Origin of the sequence: Paenibacillus sp., from assembly GCF_048976745.1 — a bacterium.
Taxonomy (GTDB): Bacteria; Bacillota; Bacilli; order Paenibacillales; family Paenibacillaceae; genus Paenibacillus.
In genome coordinates this window covers 128,478-144,709 of the sequence record NZ_JBHGUU010000006.1, presented here as the reverse complement: position 1 = coordinate 144,709, position 16,232 = coordinate 128,478, and the positions used below count along the sequence as shown (strand labels likewise).

Sequence of the window (16,232 nt, the reverse complement as noted above, 5' to 3'; positions counted from 1 at the left end):
TCAATTTGTCTGAATTCGTCGCGTTATGCTGATCCCAAGTTACCTGAAAGTGGAATGGTTGAACCGGGCATATTAGCAGGATTGAGATAGGCTTCAAGTGGACAATCCAGCAAACGTACAATAACAGCTTCATTCTCATTGACAGGTCTCACCTGCATTAATAAACCATTCATCTTGATCTCCCTTGTATCTTCGCCTTCTTTCCACATTCCCGACCAGAGTTGTTCCGGGGGCATCACCGTATATAACGTCATTGGGTATAACCTCCCGCTTGCAGAGTCTGTCTCTTGTCTCCTATGAGTTGATTTAACTGAGCAATGGCTTGCCCAATTCCGCCTACCGCATCCATCAATCCATATTTCACGGCATCTGCGCTTCCTACAGCTGTCCCAATGTCCCGATTCAACTCACCAGTCTTAAACATCAGTTCTTTGAACATCTCTTCAGAAATATTTGAATGCGAAGTCACGAACCGAACAACCCGCTCCTGCATTTTCTCCATATATTCAAACGTCTGAGGTACACCAATAACAAGGCCGTTCATCCGAATGGGATGGATCGTCATCGTTGCACTTCCGGCAATCAGAGAATACGTTGAGGCTACAGCGATCGGCACTCCAATGCTATGCCCGCCTCCTATGACGACAGTAACCGTAGGTTTGCTCAGAGAAGCAATCATCTCTGCAATGGCCAGACCCGCCTCTACATCTCCACCTACCGTGTTCAAAATGATCAGAATACCTTCAATCCGCTGATTCTGTTCTGCAGCCACCAGCTGTGGAATGATATGCTCATACTTAGTTGTTTTATTTTGTGGTGGCAAAATCAAGTGCCCTTCAACCTGTCCAATAATGGTCATACAGAAAATATTCGATTCACCTGCCGGCGACTGTGTCTGCCCAAATTGCTGAATAGTCTCTGTCACGGGAGAGATGTTCTTGTCCTCCTGAATCGGAATCTCCGGCGCTTCAACTTCCGGTTGATTGGATCTTGATGCCTGCTTGCCATTCATACGTTCATTCATTTCAGTAATCCCCTTCTCCAGAAACATTTAATGTATTCCTTAGTATGGGGATTTTTCCAGCTGCCTTATACCCGTTCATCCAAATTGCTTCACATATCGATCATATTGCAGATCTCCCTGAAAAACGCAAAAAAAGCCCCTTCTCTACGAGGAACCGTCCAATATTACTCGTAGAGAAGGGGCGACTGTGTGCCTGAATATATGTTTTTGTTTAGCTATTTTAAACTTCCATAATGATTGGCAAAATCATCGGTCTACGACGAGTTTGCTCATACAGGAAGCGTCCCAGTGCATCTTTAACATTCGTTTTGAGTGAAGCCCACTCGTTAACGTTCTCACTCATCAACTTCTGCAATGTGCTGCTAACGATTCGGTTGGCCTCATCAAGAAGTCCTTCCGATTCACGTACATACACAAATCCGCGAGAGATGATGTCAGGACCGGAAACAATTTTTCCATCCTGTTTGCTCAGTGTTACCACAACAACAAGGATCCCATCTTGTGACAACAATTTGCGGTCACGCAGTACAATGTTACCCACATCGCCTACACCCAAGCCGTCGATCAACACGTTACCTGCAGTGACTTTACCTGCTCTACGTGCTGCTCCACCTTGAATTTCAATCACTTCACCAATGTCCGTGATGAAAATGTTTTCCGGTTCTACGCCTACAGATTCAGCAAGAACTGCGTGACGACGCTGCATACGGAATTCACCGTGAATTGGCAAGAAGAATTTTGGTTTCATCAGGTTGAGCATCAGTTTCAGCTCTTCCTGGCTACCGTGACCAGATACGTGAACACCACTGTTAGCACCGCTGTAATGCACGTTAGCGCCCAGACGGAACAGTTCATCAATCGTACGGCCTACATATTTTTCATTACCTGGAACCGGTGTTGCTGCGATAATAACGGTGTCGCCTGGCAGGATGTCCACTTTACGGTGTGTGGAACGAGCCATACGTGTCAATGCTGACATTGGCTCTCCTTGACTTCCTGTGCAGAGAATCACGACACGATCAGCAGCCATTTTGCCTACTTCTTCAGGTTCAATGATCATGCCATCCGGAATCTCAAGGTAACCCAGTTCTGACGCAATACCCACCACATTCACCATGCTGCGTCCGATAACTGCAACTTTACGTCCAGTCACTTCTGCTGCGTTGATGACCTGTTGGATACGGTGTACGTTGGAAGCAAATGTTGCTACAACAACACGTTGACTTGCTTTACGGAAGATATCTTCCAGAACGATACCCACATTTTTCTCGGATGGTGTGAATCCAGGTTTCTCAGCGTTTGTACTATCGGACAACAGCGCTAGCACGCCATTTGTTCCGATCTGTGCCATACGCTGAAGATCTGCATATTGACCATTGACTGGAGTGTGGTCGAATTTGAAGTCACCTGTGTGAACAACTGCACCTTCCGGTGTTTCGACACATACACCAACAGAATCCGGAATACTATGGTTAGTAGCAAAGAACGATGCTTTCAATGCAGTTCCAAGTTGAATCTCGGAATCCGCATCAATCAGAATACGTTTTGTTTCACCCAGCAAGTTCGCTTCTTTCAACTTGTTTTCTACAAGTCCAAGCGTAAGTCTTGTTCCGTATACAGGAACATTCAGATGTTTGAGAACATATGGCAGACCACCAATGTGATCCTCATGTCCGTGAGTAAGGATAATTCCTCTTACTTTGTCACGGTTCTCAGTCAGGTAAGAAATGTCAGGGATGACAATATCAATACCAAGCATATCTTCTTCAGGGAATTTCAGACCAGCATCCACGACTACAATGTCGTTGGCGTATTGGATGACGTACATATTTTTACCAATCTCGCCTACGCCGCCCAAAGCAAAAATCATCAGTTTATCGTTATTATTTTTCTTAGACAAATGAATCTAAACCTCCTATGGTAGTTGGACGTCGTACCTTATTATTTATTGTAAGTTAAGAAAAGTAGTCCATACATCACATACCCAACCATCGGGATGAATGCAAAAGAACACCTTTATTCACGATATTTGGAAGAAGTTCTTCGAAGTTATTCCCTTTTACCAACAAGTTGGAGTTGAAATTTCCTCTTAGCCGTTCCTTCCTTTTTCACCGCAAAGCTACACCACGAAACGATGTCGCTTTCAATTTCAAAAAAATACCGCACCCAGTCACTTGACATCATTATACATGATTAAAAACAAAAAAAACAAGTCACTCTCTCGTTAACCTGTAGGTTTCCCCTTCGCAGTGGAAAAGAAACCTCACATTACTCATAAAAAAAAGAACCGCATCCTCTACTTAGAGGAGCGGTTCTTTTGCTGATCTGAAGGATATTCCCATGATTAATAAAATAGTGCCATATACAACCAAAATGATTATAAATTAAGCAGACCTTTAATATAAACCTGCTCCTCTTCCGTTGGCGGAATAAGAGGTAATCGTACGGAGCCAACGTTCAAACCACGCAATGTCAGCGCATATTTCACCGCTACCGGGTTCGGTAGAGGCTGTGGACACTCAAACAGGCCTTTAAACACAGGGAACAGCTGCTGATGAATCTGAGCAGCCTGAAGAGGTGCTCCACCATAGAAGGCGTCAATCATTTTCTTCATTTCTGCCCCTACGACATGACTGGCCACGCTCACAATTCCATGTGCTCCAACCGCAATCGCTGGTAAACCTGAAGCATCATCACCAGAATAAACTCTGAAATGCTCCGGAGCACTTGCTGCAATCAGCGTAACCTGCTCCATAGATGCACATTCCTTCGTAGCGACGATATTAGGAATCTGTGCAAGGCGAAGCGTTGTTGCTGCTGACAGGCTGGTTACTGTGCGACCAGGCACGTTGTACAGCATAATTGGCAGCTTGGTAGAGCCTGCAATCGCTTCAAAATGTCTGAACAAACCTTCTTGGCTTGGTTTGTTGTAATAAGGAACAACCAACAATATGCCATCCACTCCGGCACGTTCAGCTTCCTGTGTCAAATGGATGGAATGTGCCGTGTTATTGCTTCCCGTTCCGGCTATAATTTTGCACCGGCCGGCCGCATGTTTCACTGCAAATTCGAATAATTGAACTTTCTCAGTATCACTAAGTGTTGGAGACTCCCCTGTTGTTCCGGAAACCACGAGTGTCTCCGACTTTTGATCTACAATCAGATAGTCGATAAGACGTGCCGTTTCCTCCCAATGAATCTCTCCTTGTTCATTGAACGGAGTGACCATTGCTGTAATCAATCTTCCAAAGTCCAATTCGATTCCTCCTTCAAAACAGGTTTGGCTCCTCTAACTTCAGTTATTTACAAATGAAGTTCGAATGAGGCGTGAAGTGCCCTCAGGGCCTGAACCATATCTTCTTTTTTTACGAGTACCCAGATCGTTGTATTCGAATCTGCCGATTGCAGGATCTGAATGTCAGCCAGTGTCAAGGACTCGACGATTCGAGCCATAATTCCAGGTACACCATTAATGCCTCCGCCAATGACGGACACTTTGGCACAACCGGACAGGCTTTGTGGCTTGAGACCTATCTCCTGCAATACTTGTATGGCTTTCTCGGAATCACTGTCAAAAACCGTATAGACAACTCCCGAGGGGGTAACATTAATAAAATCAACGCTGATCGAATTCTCAGCCATGGTTTTGAACACTTTTAGTTGTAATCGATCTGCACCACCAGGCACATCCACCGTAATTTGCGTTACATTGCTCACGTAGGCGATACCTGTTACATAACGGTCAACAATGCCTGTCTGCACATCCCGAAATCCTTCCGGATGCGTAACCAGCGTTCCTTCCGTGTCTGCAAAAGTAGATCTTACCCGTACTGGAATCTGGGATTGCATGGCAATCTCAACCGCACGTGGATGAATTACCTTGGCCCCGTGGTGGGCCATATTACAGATCTCAGCATAACTCACAACAGTCAGCGGACGCGCATCCTCAACAATTCGCGGATCGGCAGTGAGGATCCCGTTCACATCGGTGTAGATATCCACCATCTCAGCACGTAATGCTGCACCTAGAGCTGTTGCAGACGTATCACTTCCCCCACGCCCCAATGTTGTGAAGTCTCCATTCTCCGTCTGACCCTGGAATCCGGTTACAATAACGACACGGCCGAGCTGAAGCTGCTCCAACACACGAACAGGACGGACATCCAATATCCGGGCATTCCCGAAATTGTCGTCCGTCACAAAACCTGCTTGTGCACCGGTCAGCACTGTAGTTGGAATGCCTTCGTGTTCGAGTAAACTGCTCAAAGTCGTTGCAGATATGATTTCACCACAGCACAGCAGTAAATCCTTTTCGCGTGCGGATAGTGCGTTTCCGTTCTGTGCAGCCCAGTCCAGCAACGTATCGGTCGCATATGGCTCGCCGCGGCGCCCCATTGCAGACACAACAATGACTAGACTCAATCCTGCCTCAAGTTCACGTTTAACGTGACGGAGCACATGCTCTCTCGCCTGAACAGTGGAGAGAGAGGTGCCTCCGAATTTCTGTACCATGATACGCATCTTTATTCCTCCATTTGTGTACGCAAGAAGACTGGACACGGGTCAAATCAACAAATGGATCACTCTAGGGAGCGTTCTGATGCGATAATTTCAGCATTTATACGGCATTCCATGCCACTCCTTGTTTTTGTAATTGTCTCGGACAATCACAAATCAAAGGTGGCGGTTGTTATCGAGATCATGACGCATACATTCACAATAGACCTCTCCCGCTTGCTTAACCTTTACTCCTGCAAGCAGGAATGCCTTATAGACAGGAACGTGGACATAAGTAGCTGTTCAATCCAGCATATCGTCCCCCATGATTTTCTTTGTCTCTCAAACCCCTTCATTTCTCCAAGCGCATAAACGTTGTCACCAAATCAATGATCCTTTAAGCTTGTGAAGCACGCTCCACAATCATCGGCTGCAACTGTTTGCCCTCAAGGGCACTCCAGCAAGCCTCAGGAATCAATTCCATTTTGGCAACTAACGAGTTTGGTTTCTTCACTGGATCGTCCTGCCCAAATGGCACAAAATACAAGTATTTGGCCACGAGCAATTTGGCGATATTCGCAGCATTCAAGCCCAGACCGTCATTCGTGGAAATCGCGAGCACAAGCGGACGCTGATTGCGCATCTGCGCTTTGGCTGCCATTAGCACTGGACTGTCGGTCATCGCATTAGCCAGCTTGCTTGTTGTATTCCCTGTGCATGGAGCAATAACCAGCACATCAAGCAGCTTGGAAGGCCCTAATGGCTCCGCTTCAACAATTGTAGAAATGATATCATTCCCTGTTATATCTTTCAACTGTTTTTGCCAATTTTGCGCCGTACCGAAGCGTGTATCGGTCGTCAGAACCGAATTCGAAATAATCGGAATGACGTTGGCACCTTCAGCCACGAAGCGGCTAATAACCGGCATAACCTCTTCAAACGTACAATGAGAACCTGTAATTGCATAACCTACCGTTTTTCCCTGCCAGTTCATGATTTAACCTCCCGTGCGTTCTGTTCTTCCAAAAGCAAACGGATCAACGCGTCGGCAATAATGCCGCCAGCCGTTTTGGGAGCAACAATGCCGGGGAGGCCAGGCGCAAGTAGCGCTTTGATACCGCGTTTGTCGGCATACCTGAAATCACAGCCGCCAGGAGCGGATGCGAGGTCGATAATGACAGCCTTTTGCGGCATTCTGGACAGGATTTGTGCTGTGATTATCATAGTCGGTATCGTATTAAAAAGCAAGTCAACTTCCCCGGTTTGAGCGGCCAAATCCGTTGTCATGAAAGGCTTCCAGCCCATTATTGTAGCGCGGGCAGCATCCTCTTCCCGCCTGATTCCCACCCGTACATTTGCTCCAAGTCCCTGCAGTGTTTTGGCCATTGTGAATCCTGTTCGACCAATGCCAAGCACAATGCATTCCGAACCATGGATTGTGAAGTCCGTCTCCCGAATAGCTATGGCGATGGCTCCCTCAGCTGTTGGAATAGAGTTGTAAAGTGCAATATCATCACGATCAAGTACTTCAACAAGTCGCAGCCCATTTTCAAGACAAAGTTCGCGCAAGAACGGCTTTGCCATACCTGTGAACACAATACAATGCTCCGGTAAAGCTGCAATATGTTCCTTTTTCAAATAGATCGGCGTGTCACTGAATGAAGTACTTACTTTTCCCTGGTCATCGCAACCGACAACAGGCAGTACCAGTACATCTGCGGAAGCAAACACTTCGTCCTCCAGTTCCTGGTGCTCCATCCCTGGAATGGAACGCTCTATTTTATCGAAACCCACCACACTTACCGTTGCATCCAGCTCAGCGCACTTTTGAATGACTTCAAGCTGCCGCGCATCTCCGCCCAGGACTACAATCCGGACTCCGGTCAGCATCGGGACGTCACTCCTTTCACCACATGTATGCCTTATCGTATGCAGGGGCCCACAGCGGGGTGAAAACAATAATTGCATTCAACCATCCGTTTCTCGAATATAAAAAAGAGCCGCCCCTGTCAGGGACGACTCTAAGAAATAGGTATATTTACGCTGATTATTTACCAGTATGACCGAATCCGCCTTCGCCACGTACCGTTTCCGAAAGCTCATTCACTTCTGTCAATTCAACTACAGGCACGGTCTGGAAGACGATCTGTGCGATGCGCTCCCCCCGTACAATCGTGAACGGTTCCTGACCCAGATTGATCAACAGCACTTTAACTTCTCCGCGATAGTCCGCATCAATGGTACCCGGTGTGTTAAGGCAGGTAATTCCATGTTTGAAAGCCAGTCCGCTCCGAGGACGGATCTGTGCTTCCAAGCCAGCTGGCATTGCCATCGCAAGTCCGGTTGGAATCAGCGTACGCTGACCCGGCTGCAACACAACATCTTCCTGAAGTGCAGCTACGACATCAAAACCGGATGCCAGCTCCGACATTTTTTGTGGCAGCTTAATATCTTCATTGCCCGGCAGTTTCTGTATTTGAACGTAATGCAACAAAATCATCCCTTCTAAGTCCTGCGATCGTCTTATCTGAAGCGCCAACCATAGCAAGTGCAAAAGGCTCAGCAAACATCAGATCAAGTACCGCGTTAATATCATCCATGGTAACTTGCTCAATTTTGGTGATCATTTCATCCAGCGTATGGTGTCTGCCCAGCATCAGCTCGTTTTTACCCAGACGGTTCATACGACTGCCTGTGCTTTCCAAGCTAAGAATCAGGCTTCCCTTCAGCTGTTCTTTTCCTTTACGGAGTTCATCTTCAGACAAGCCGTTTACAGCCAGGTCGCGCAGAACCTCTTTGGTGAGGTCGAGCACTTCTTTTGTCTGTTTTGGTGCTGTACCCGCGTATATTGTGAACAGTCCGCTGTCCGCATGAGAGCTATGATAGGAATACACGGAGTATGCAAGACCCCGTTTCTCACGAATTTCCTGGAACAGTCTGGAGCTCATGCCTCCACCAATGGCGTTATTCAGAACAACCATAGCGAATTGAAGCGGATCTCCGATTTTACAGCCCGGGAACGAAATACAGATATGATTCTGTTCCGTTTTCTTTTTGTGGAAGAGCTGTCCGCTCTGGAAGGCTGGCATCGTGACTGCTTCCGTTACTCCATTGACATCAAAAGCACCAAAATGCTTCTCCATCAGCTCAATTACACTGTCGTCAATATTACCCGCGATACTAATGACCGTGTTCTCAATCGTGTAATGCTCCTTCATATATGCACGCAGATGGCTTGAATCCATCGCTTTGAGACGTTCTTCCGTACCCAGAATAGGGTATGCGAGCGGATGCTCACCATAGGCGGCCAAGGCCATCAGATCATGTACCATATCATCAGGCGTATCTTCATACATCGAGATTTCTTCCAGAATGACGTTTTTCTCCTTGATCAATTCACCATCATCCATTTTGGACCGGAAAAACATATCAGATAACACATCAACGGCAATCGGTAAATGCTCATCCAATACTTTAGCATAATAACACGTGTATTCTTTGGAAGTGAACGCATTCACGTTACCACCGATCGCATCGAACTGCTCCGCAATTGCCTTGGCATCATAACGATCTGTTCCCTTAAATAACATGTGTTCAATAAAATGTGATACTCCGTTACTTGCAGGTTGCTCATTGCGCGAACCTGTCTTGACCCATATTCCGAAAGACACAGAACGGCAGGTCGGTATCTGTTCCATGACAACTCTGAGGCCATTGCCCAGCTGAATTTTTTTCATGGTTGGCCCTCCTACATCTCTATAATTGCCTTGATCTCAACCTTGAAATTGAAATCGACATTTGGTTCCAACTGTTTGATATTAACAAAAAAACAACGTTCACTCAACCGCAGACGTATTTACACGTTCCGAAGACAACGTTTCACTTACCGTTCCGAGCATGAGACCTTTGGCCCGAATGGATTGAATCATACCTTTTAAAGCGCCCGAAGAAGAAGCAGTAGGGTGCATTAGAATTAACGTACCTGCCTCGGTATTTTTCGCAATTTTGGCAACAACGGCATCCGAGCTTGGCTTACGCCAATCCACAGTATCTACTGTCCATAACACGGTCTGCAATCCCATGGAAGAAGCAATGTCAACGGTCTTCTGATTAAAGTCACCCGAAGGCGGAGCAAACCAGCGATTCTCTACCCCCAGTGTTTTATGGAGCAGATCCTGGGTTTTACTAATTTCCAGCTTGGCCCGTTCCGCGCTCAATCGACTCATATTAGGGTGAGAATATGCATGATTGGACAGCTCATGCCCACGTTTTTGAATTTCCTTGGCCAGTTCAACGTTTTTGCTTAACCAACTTCCATCCAGAAAAAAAGTAGCCTTCACTTTCTCGGCATCCAGCGTATCCAGCATCGGTTTAATATATTCGTTCCCCCAGGCGACATTAATCATAAAAGAAGCCATCGGTTTGTTTGCATTCCCCCGATAGATCGGATGTGCTCCCAAATCTTTAAGCTGAATCTCAGGCTCAACCTGACGGTAGACATAAGCAATTTTGGTATTCAACGTTCCACTCAGCGCTTTACGGTATGTCGCTTCCACATCAATCTCGATGCCATTATAGCCAGGAATCGCTTTCCATACCCGATCCACTCTGGCATTCACCGGAGCAATTTTTGTTTCAGCCGCTTTATCCCGAATCGCTGACAACAGCGCATCTTCTCCCGTTGCTTCCTTGAACATGTCAAAAGCATTTTGCGTACCTGGCCCATCACGGATCTCCGTAATGTATGTACGTACACTGCCAACTTGTCCGATCAATATGACCGCAGTCACACCCGCCAGAACAGCCGCCAGCTTTTTGGATTGGTTTCCCACAGCTCCATCCTCCCGCCGTCTTTGTCCCCATCATATGAGGACAAGGGCAAGAATATGAATACTAAGCCATGGTTTCATCCTTGCTTTTTATATTTAAACGTTAAAAAAAGAGCCAGAAATTCACATTCTGTCTCTTCATTCAATATATCCATTTATAACCTGTCGCTTCGGTATCCTAGGATTGAGCCGGAGCTTCAGCAGTCAAAACCGCTTTACGGGACAAGTTGATTCGACCTTGTGGGTCAATTTCCGTTACTTTTACCGTAATGGAATCACCGATAGCTACAACATCTTCCACTTTGGCAACACGTTCTGTTGACAGTTGTGAGATGTGTACCAGACCTTCTTTGTTCGGAAGTACTTCAACGAATGCACCGAATTTCTCAACGCGTTTTACTTTGCCGACATAAATCTCGCCGACCAATACTTCGCGTACAATACCTTCGATAATCGCTTTGGCTTTATCATTCATCTCCTGGTTGGAAGAAGCGATAAAGACACGTCCATCCTGTTCAATATCAATTTTAACACCGGTTTCTTCGATGATTTTATTGATAATTTTACCACCTGCACCGATTACATCACGGATTTTGTCCGGATTGATGTGCATCGTTGTAATTTTAGGCGCATATTGTGATAACTGCTCACGTGGCGTATTCATCACTTCAGTCATTTTGCTCAAGATGTGCAAACGACCTTCTTTGGCTTGAGCCAATGCTTCAGACAAAATTTGACGATCAATCCCATCAATTTTAATGTCCATTTGAATCGCAGTTACACCTTCAGGTGTTCCGGCTACTTTGAAGTCCATGTCACCGAGGTGATCTTCCATACCTTGAATATCACTCAGAATGGATACATGATCTCCGTCTTTGATCAGACCCATAGCTACACCCGCAACTGGAGCTTTGATTGGTACACCTGCATCCATCATCGCTAGTGTGCTGGCACAGATACTTGCCTGGGAAGTTGAACCATTAGATTCCAGAACTTCAGATACGAGACGAATTGTGTATGGGAAGTCTGTTTCGGAAGGGATGACTTTGGAAAGCGCACGCTCACCCAGAGCACCATGTCCGATTTCGCGACGGCCTGGAGCACGTAATGGACGAGCTTCACCTACGCTGAATGGTGGGAAATTATAGTGATGCATGAAACGTTTCGTTTCTTCAAGGCTAATTCCGTCCAAAATCTGAACATCACCCAGTGCACCAAGTGTACAGATGCTAAGTGCTTGCGTTTGACCACGTGTGAACAAACCTGAACCGTGCGTACGTGGCAGCAGGGAAGTATCACATTCAATTGGACGAATCTCAGCAAGTCCACGTCCATCTGGACGAACTTTATCATGCGTGATCAGACGGCGCACTTCTTCTTTAACGATATCATGCAGGACTTCCTTCACGTCTTTAAGCAATTCAGGACTTTCAATATATTTCTCTTCAAAGTGAGCAACCGTTTCGTCATTCACTAGATCGATTGCATCTTGACGAGCATGCTTCTCGGCAATTTTAACAGCTTCAACCAGACGAGCACTTGCGAAATCACGCACACTGCTGTTGACTTCAGCATTAACGGCATGCAATTTAACAGCCATTTTTTCCTTACCAGCAACTTGCACGAGTTGTTCGATTACCGCAACAATATTTTTGATCTCGTCATGTCCAAACATGATTGCTTCGAGCATCACTTCTTCAGGTAATTCGTTTGCTTCAGCCTCAACCATCATGATTGCATCCTTAGTTCCTGCAACCACCAGTTCAAGTTCACTGATTTCAAGCTGTGCAATCGTTGGGTTAATGATGAACTCGCCATCAATACGTCCAACTTTTACGCCACCAATCGGTCCGCTAAATGGAACATCCGAAATACTCAATGCTGCTGATGTACCAATCATTGCAGCGATTTGTGGTTCGCAATCCTGATCCACACTCATAACGATATTCAGAACTTGTACATCATTCCGGAAGCCTTCCGGGAACAAAGGACGAATTGGACGGTCTGTCAGACGGCTAGAAAGAATTGCTTTCTCACTTGGTCTGCCTTCTCGTTTAATAAATCCACCCGGGATTTTACCTACGGCGTACAATCTTTCTTCATAGTTCACCGTTAATGGGAAAAAGTCCAGATCTTTCGGCTCACTTGATGCTGTCACGGTACACAATACAACGGTATCCCCGTATGTTACCTTAACGGCAGCATTAGCCTGCTTGGCCAAACGCCCAGTCTCAAGCGTAAGTTTTCTTCCACCAAGCTGCATTTCAACACGCTGTTCCATGAAACCCCTCCTTTTTTTCGTTCCTAATTCAATGGATTCTGCATATTTACAGTATTTCCTGCTTGTCCTGCATTCATTAGCTATGTATAGATCTTTCAACATGCTAACCTGCACAACAAAAGCTCCTCACGGAGCCCCATCTACAAATATATGGCAACATGCTCATCTACAAAACAACCCGGCTGTAGGTTCCGCTTGTCCTTTTAGACAAAAGAATGACGGATAACAGCCAGGTTGGTTTTGAAAACATGTACGATAATTAACGACGCAATCCGAGTTTTTCGATCAGTGCGCTGTAACGTTTAACATCTTTGTTTTTCACGTAAGCCAAAAGCTTACGACGTTGACCTACCATTTTCAAAAGTCCACGACGTGAGTGGTGGTCTTTCTTATGCGTACGCAAATGGTCTGTCAAACTTCTGATGTTTTCCGTAAGGATAGCAACTTGCACCTCTGGAGATCCTGTATCGGACTCGTGAGTTTTGTGCTCGTCGATCAGTTGTTGTTTACGTTCTTGAGTCAATGCCATCCTGTTCACCTCCTTCAATATAATCGCCATTAGCCTCGTCACCGCCGGTGAGAGCAAGTAACCAAGCCAAGGTTAATGTTATCTCAATCGACAACGTAGTACAGTATATCATAATTGCCTAGTTAATGTAAATGTAAACATGCATTTAATCCTGAGCCTTTAAGATAACAGGCGGCCGGCAGTTAATGCATCTTCACGAATCTGGCTAATCAATGCATCAATGGAGTCAAACTTTCGTTCTGCACGAATATAGTGAACGAGCTCAACCTTTAGTTCCTGGTCATACAAGTGTCCATCAAAATCGAGCAGGTGCACTTCAAACGTAGGTTTCATCCCGCTTTCGTGAAACGTAGGTTTCACACCGAGATTCATTACGCCATGCAGTTCTTGTTCACCATACTGCACACGAACAGCGTAAACACCCTTCGACGGGGTAACGTAATGATCCGTGAGTTCAAGGTTGGCTGTAGGAAATCCAATCGTTCGTCCACGCTTCTCCCCATGAATGACGGTTCCTCTGATGCTGTAAGGTCGGCCAAGCCACTGACTGGCTTCATCCATCTCCCCACGCTTCAACAGGCCACGAATGAGAGAGCTGCTCACTTTTTCACCATTTAACAAGAAAGGAGGAACGGTTTCCACCGTCATCTCTCCTTCTCCCAAAGTACGAAGAAGTTGTTCATCCCCTGCACCCTTGTGACCAAAACGGAAGTCAAAACCCACCACCGCTGTTCGTGTCTGAAGAGGAATCAACAGGTCGTGTACGAATTGTTGTGGCGTCAACCGTGAGAAATCTTCATTGAACTCCACCACATAGAGTACATCAACGCCCATTCCTGCCAAGATGTCTTCTTTATCTCTCAAGGGAGTTAAATAACCCTCGTAATCCCCTTTGCGCATAACTTCCTTCGGATGTGGATGAAAGGTCATGACCGCTGCCTGCATGCCCGTTTCCCGCGCAATGCGGACAGCTGATAAAATGACACTTGCATGTCCGAGATGCAGTCCGTCAAATTGACCAATCGCAAGCACTTGGGGAAGTGTGCTAAGTTCAGTCGAATGTAACGTCTGCGGATAGGTTAGCATTACGGTTTTCACAATCATTCACCTGCATTTCACTAGATAGGCCAAGCTTGAGCATCACCATAACTCCAAGCCCGAGACCTCTTTATTCCGGCAAAAAGACTTTAACTGCCCTCACCGTTGGTTTTAATTCATCCCGTTCAAATATCCCCAGAAACGTACCATCCTGAGCATACAACCGTAACAAACCAGGTTGCTCTACAGGCGGTTCCAGAAGACGTGCAGACAGTTTCTGACCTTGAAGTGCTCCTTTGGCCTGTTCTTCTCCAACCTTATGAGCCGGAATCGAAGCAATAGCTTCGTCAACAGGAATCAGCGCCTCCGCCAAAGTACCATCAGCCATAAGTTGTTCCACTTCTTCAATGCGAAGACAACGATCTGCAGAGATACCTGCCGATATCGTACGCTCCAGTCGAACCATGGTCGATGGATATCCGAGTTGTCGGCCGATGTCTACACACAATGTCCGAATATAGGTACCTTTTGAACATAAGGCCCGGAAGGATATATCGGTCGTCTCACCCTGAGTCTCAATCCCTGTAAGTTCGAGCTCATAGATTGTGACCTCACGGCTTTTACGCTCTACCGTTTTCCCTTCACGAGCAAGCTCATACAGACGTTTGCCGTCTACCTTTACCGCAGAATACATGGGCGGTACCTGAGAGATCGTGCCCAAAAACTGCTCAAGCACCTGTTGAACCTGATCCTGTGTTACTTCCACTGTTGTATCAGCACGCTCAATGACTTCCCCTGTCATGTCCTCTGTGTCAGTAGACAGTCCCAATCTTAGCGTAGCCAGATACTCCTTTGGAAGTTCCTGCATGTATTCCACCACACGTGTCGCCCGCCCAAGACAGAGCGGCAGAACACCTGTAACTTGTGGGTCCAGTGTGCCCGTATGCCCGATGCGTTTCATCTTGAGAATGCGACGCATTTTGGCTACAACATCATGAGAAGTAAATCCCGCCGGTTTATACACCGGAAGTACACCTTCAAATGGCTTTACCATTGTGAATTCACCTGCTTCAATACTTTTGCGACAATATCGTCCAGTTTGCCTTCCAGTCGACAACCGGCTGCGAGTACATGCCCACCACCGCCAAAGGTCTGGGCTAATGCAGCAACATCAATCTTGCCAGCCGAACGCAGAGAAACCTTAACAGCATTCTCGTTGATGACTTTGAAAAAGATACCAACTTCCACGCCTTGAATGTTGCGCGGATAGTTCACTACACCTTCCAGATCTTCGTTAGCTGCTCCGCAAGCTACCATATCATCTGGTGTAATAACAACCCAGGCTATCTTGCCATCATCCGTCATCTGCAGGCTTGATAGTGCTTGATGCAAAATCCGAACTTGTGGAAGAGTCACCTGCTCCAACAAGGTCTGGGCGAGATAGGGTCCATCCACGCCATGTTCAAGCAGTCTGGAGGCCGTTGTCATTACATTTGGACTGGTGTTGGCATAGCGGAACCCACCTGTATCCGTAAGCAATCCTGTATACACTGCCGTCGCTACATCTTTATCCCATGTGATGTGGAACAGGTTAAGAAAATCGAACAAAATTTCAGCCGTTGCAGCCGCATCTGACTTAATGATGTTGACTGTACCATAACCGTCATTTGTAGGGTGATGATCGATATTCAGGATAACAGCATCTTCTTCGAAATAATGACGCGTCAAACCTACTCTGGCAAAGTCTGCACAATCCACACAGATAACAGCTTTATATTTTCGCTGCGGTGGTTGTTCGGTCATGTTCACAATGTTGCCAGCCTCCCACAGAAATTGCATGCGCCCGGGGATTTCGCCTTCATTAATCATCGTGAATGTCTTACCCAGACATGACAGCAGCCAGCCCACCGTTACCGTCGAGCTGACTGCGTCACCGTCCGGCTGTACATGCGACACGACCAGGTAATCATCATGCTCCAGCAGAAATTGCTTTCCGGCCTGGAGCGCCTGTTCATAAGTGTGCATTGCCGTCTC

Annotated in this window: 15 protein-coding genes; all 15 read right to left on the bottom strand. The window is 46.4% G+C overall.

The window, feature by feature from the left end:
- Positions 1-23: 23 nt before the first annotated feature.
- The 15 genes from ACE3K2_RS07445 to ACE3K2_RS07375 all read right to left on the bottom strand — a co-directional run bounded on the left by ACE3K2_RS07445 (position 24) and on the right by ACE3K2_RS07375 (position 16,223).
- Positions 24-254, bottom strand: a complete 231-nt coding sequence (locus ACE3K2_RS07445) for a YlzJ-like family protein (protein WP_339286440.1) — start codon at positions 252-254, stop codon at positions 24-26.
- Positions 251-1,024, bottom strand: a complete 774-nt coding sequence (locus ACE3K2_RS07440) for a ClpP family protease (protein WP_421888594.1) — start codon at positions 1,022-1,024, stop codon at positions 251-253. Before ACE3K2_RS07440 ends, ACE3K2_RS07445 begins: the two co-directional genes overlap by 4 nt.
- Positions 1,025-1,244: 220 nt before the next feature.
- Positions 1,245-2,924: a ribonuclease J gene (locus tag ACE3K2_RS07435; protein WP_062833839.1), complete on the bottom strand. Its 1,680-nt coding sequence runs from the start codon at positions 2,922-2,924 to the stop codon at positions 1,245-1,247.
- Between the two features lie 477 nt (positions 2,925-3,401).
- Positions 3,402-4,280 (bottom strand): 4-hydroxy-tetrahydrodipicolinate synthase, encoded by an 879-nt coding sequence (gene dapA / locus ACE3K2_RS07430; protein ID WP_421888592.1) that lies wholly within the window; start codon positions 4,278-4,280, stop codon positions 3,402-3,404.
- Between the two features lie 47 nt (positions 4,281-4,327).
- Entirely contained in the window at positions 4,328-5,545 is a 1,218-nt protein-coding gene (dapG, locus tag ACE3K2_RS07425; RefSeq protein WP_253433880.1) for an aspartate kinase, read from the bottom strand.
- A gap of 373 nt (positions 5,546-5,918) precedes the next feature.
- The gene (locus ACE3K2_RS07420; protein ID WP_110893066.1) at positions 5,919-6,515 is read right to left on the bottom strand and encodes a dipicolinate synthase subunit B; all 597 of its coding nucleotides are present in this window, start codon (positions 6,513-6,515) and stop codon (positions 5,919-5,921) included.
- A complete protein-coding gene (dpsA, locus tag ACE3K2_RS07415) occupies positions 6,512-7,411 on the bottom strand; it encodes a dipicolinate synthase subunit DpsA (protein WP_421888590.1) in 900 nt (299 codons plus the stop codon). The genes ACE3K2_RS07420 and dpsA overlap by 4 nt, the downstream gene beginning before the upstream one ends.
- A 157-nt stretch (positions 7,412-7,568) precedes the next feature.
- Positions 7,569-8,015, bottom strand: a complete 447-nt coding sequence (gene dut, locus ACE3K2_RS07410; RefSeq protein WP_421888588.1) for a dUTP diphosphatase — start codon at positions 8,013-8,015, stop codon at positions 7,569-7,571.
- Entirely contained in the window at positions 7,975-9,258 is a 1,284-nt protein-coding gene (locus ACE3K2_RS07405; RefSeq protein ID WP_340401526.1) for a pitrilysin family protein, read from the bottom strand. Before ACE3K2_RS07405 ends, dut begins: the two co-directional genes overlap by 41 nt.
- A gap of 99 nt (positions 9,259-9,357) precedes the next feature.
- Positions 9,358-10,353 (bottom strand): polysaccharide deacetylase family protein, encoded by a 996-nt coding sequence (locus tag ACE3K2_RS07400; protein ID WP_421888586.1) that lies wholly within the window; start codon positions 10,351-10,353, stop codon positions 9,358-9,360.
- Between the two features lie 175 nt (positions 10,354-10,528).
- Complete coding sequence (pnp, locus tag ACE3K2_RS07395) at positions 10,529-12,631, bottom strand: polyribonucleotide nucleotidyltransferase (RefSeq protein ID WP_421888584.1); 2,103 nt, start codon at positions 12,629-12,631, stop codon at positions 10,529-10,531.
- Between the two features lie 259 nt (positions 12,632-12,890).
- Positions 12,891-13,160 carry a 30S ribosomal protein S15 gene (gene rpsO / locus ACE3K2_RS07390; RefSeq protein ID WP_056700672.1) on the bottom strand — a complete coding sequence of 90 codons (270 nt, stop codon included), beginning with the start codon at positions 13,158-13,160 and terminating at the stop codon, positions 12,891-12,893.
- Between the two features lie 159 nt (positions 13,161-13,319).
- Complete coding sequence (locus tag ACE3K2_RS07385) at positions 13,320-14,258, bottom strand: bifunctional riboflavin kinase/FAD synthetase (RefSeq protein ID WP_062835982.1); 939 nt, start codon at positions 14,256-14,258, stop codon at positions 13,320-13,322.
- 70 nt (positions 14,259-14,328) lie between these two features.
- Positions 14,329-15,252 (bottom strand): tRNA pseudouridine(55) synthase TruB, encoded by a 924-nt coding sequence (gene truB, locus ACE3K2_RS07380; protein WP_421888581.1) that lies wholly within the window; start codon positions 15,250-15,252, stop codon positions 14,329-14,331.
- Entirely contained in the window at positions 15,246-16,223 is a 978-nt protein-coding gene (locus ACE3K2_RS07375; protein ID WP_421888579.1) for a DHH family phosphoesterase, read from the bottom strand. The genes truB and ACE3K2_RS07375 overlap by 7 nt, the downstream gene beginning before the upstream one ends.
- Positions 16,224-16,232: the final 9 nt, after the last annotated feature.

Coding starts and splice junctions, on each gene's coding strand:
- ACE3K2_RS07405 (WP_340401526.1), bottom strand. CDS start 9,258: ATGAAAAAAATTCAGCTGGGCAATGGCCTCAGAGTTGTCATGGAACAG.
- dapG (WP_253433880.1), bottom strand. CDS start 5,545: ATGCGTATCATGGTACAGAAATTCGGAGGCACCTCTCTCTCCACTGTT.
- rpsO (WP_056700672.1), bottom strand. CDS start 13,160: ATGGCATTGACTCAAGAACGTAAACAACAACTGATCGACGAGCACAAA.
- ACE3K2_RS07445 (WP_339286440.1), bottom strand. CDS start 254: ATGACGTTATATACGGTGATGCCCCCGGAACAACTCTGGTCGGGAATG.
- pnp (WP_421888584.1), bottom strand. CDS start 12,631: ATGGAACAGCGTGTTGAAATGCAGCTTGGTGGAAGAAAACTTACGCTT.
- truB (WP_421888581.1), bottom strand. CDS start 15,252: ATGGTAAAGCCATTTGAAGGTGTACTTCCGGTGTATAAACCGGCGGGA.
- dpsA (WP_421888590.1), bottom strand. CDS start 7,411: ATGCTGACCGGAGTCCGGATTGTAGTCCTGGGCGGAGATGCGCGGCAG.
- ACE3K2_RS07375 (WP_421888579.1), bottom strand. CDS start 16,223: ATGCACACTTATGAACAGGCGCTCCAGGCCGGAAAGCAATTTCTGCTG.
- ACE3K2_RS07420 (WP_110893066.1), bottom strand. CDS start 6,515: ATGAACTGGCAGGGAAAAACGGTAGGTTATGCAATTACAGGTTCTCAT.
- ACE3K2_RS07440 (WP_421888594.1), bottom strand. CDS start 1,024: ATGAATGAACGTATGAATGGCAAGCAGGCATCAAGATCCAATCAACCG.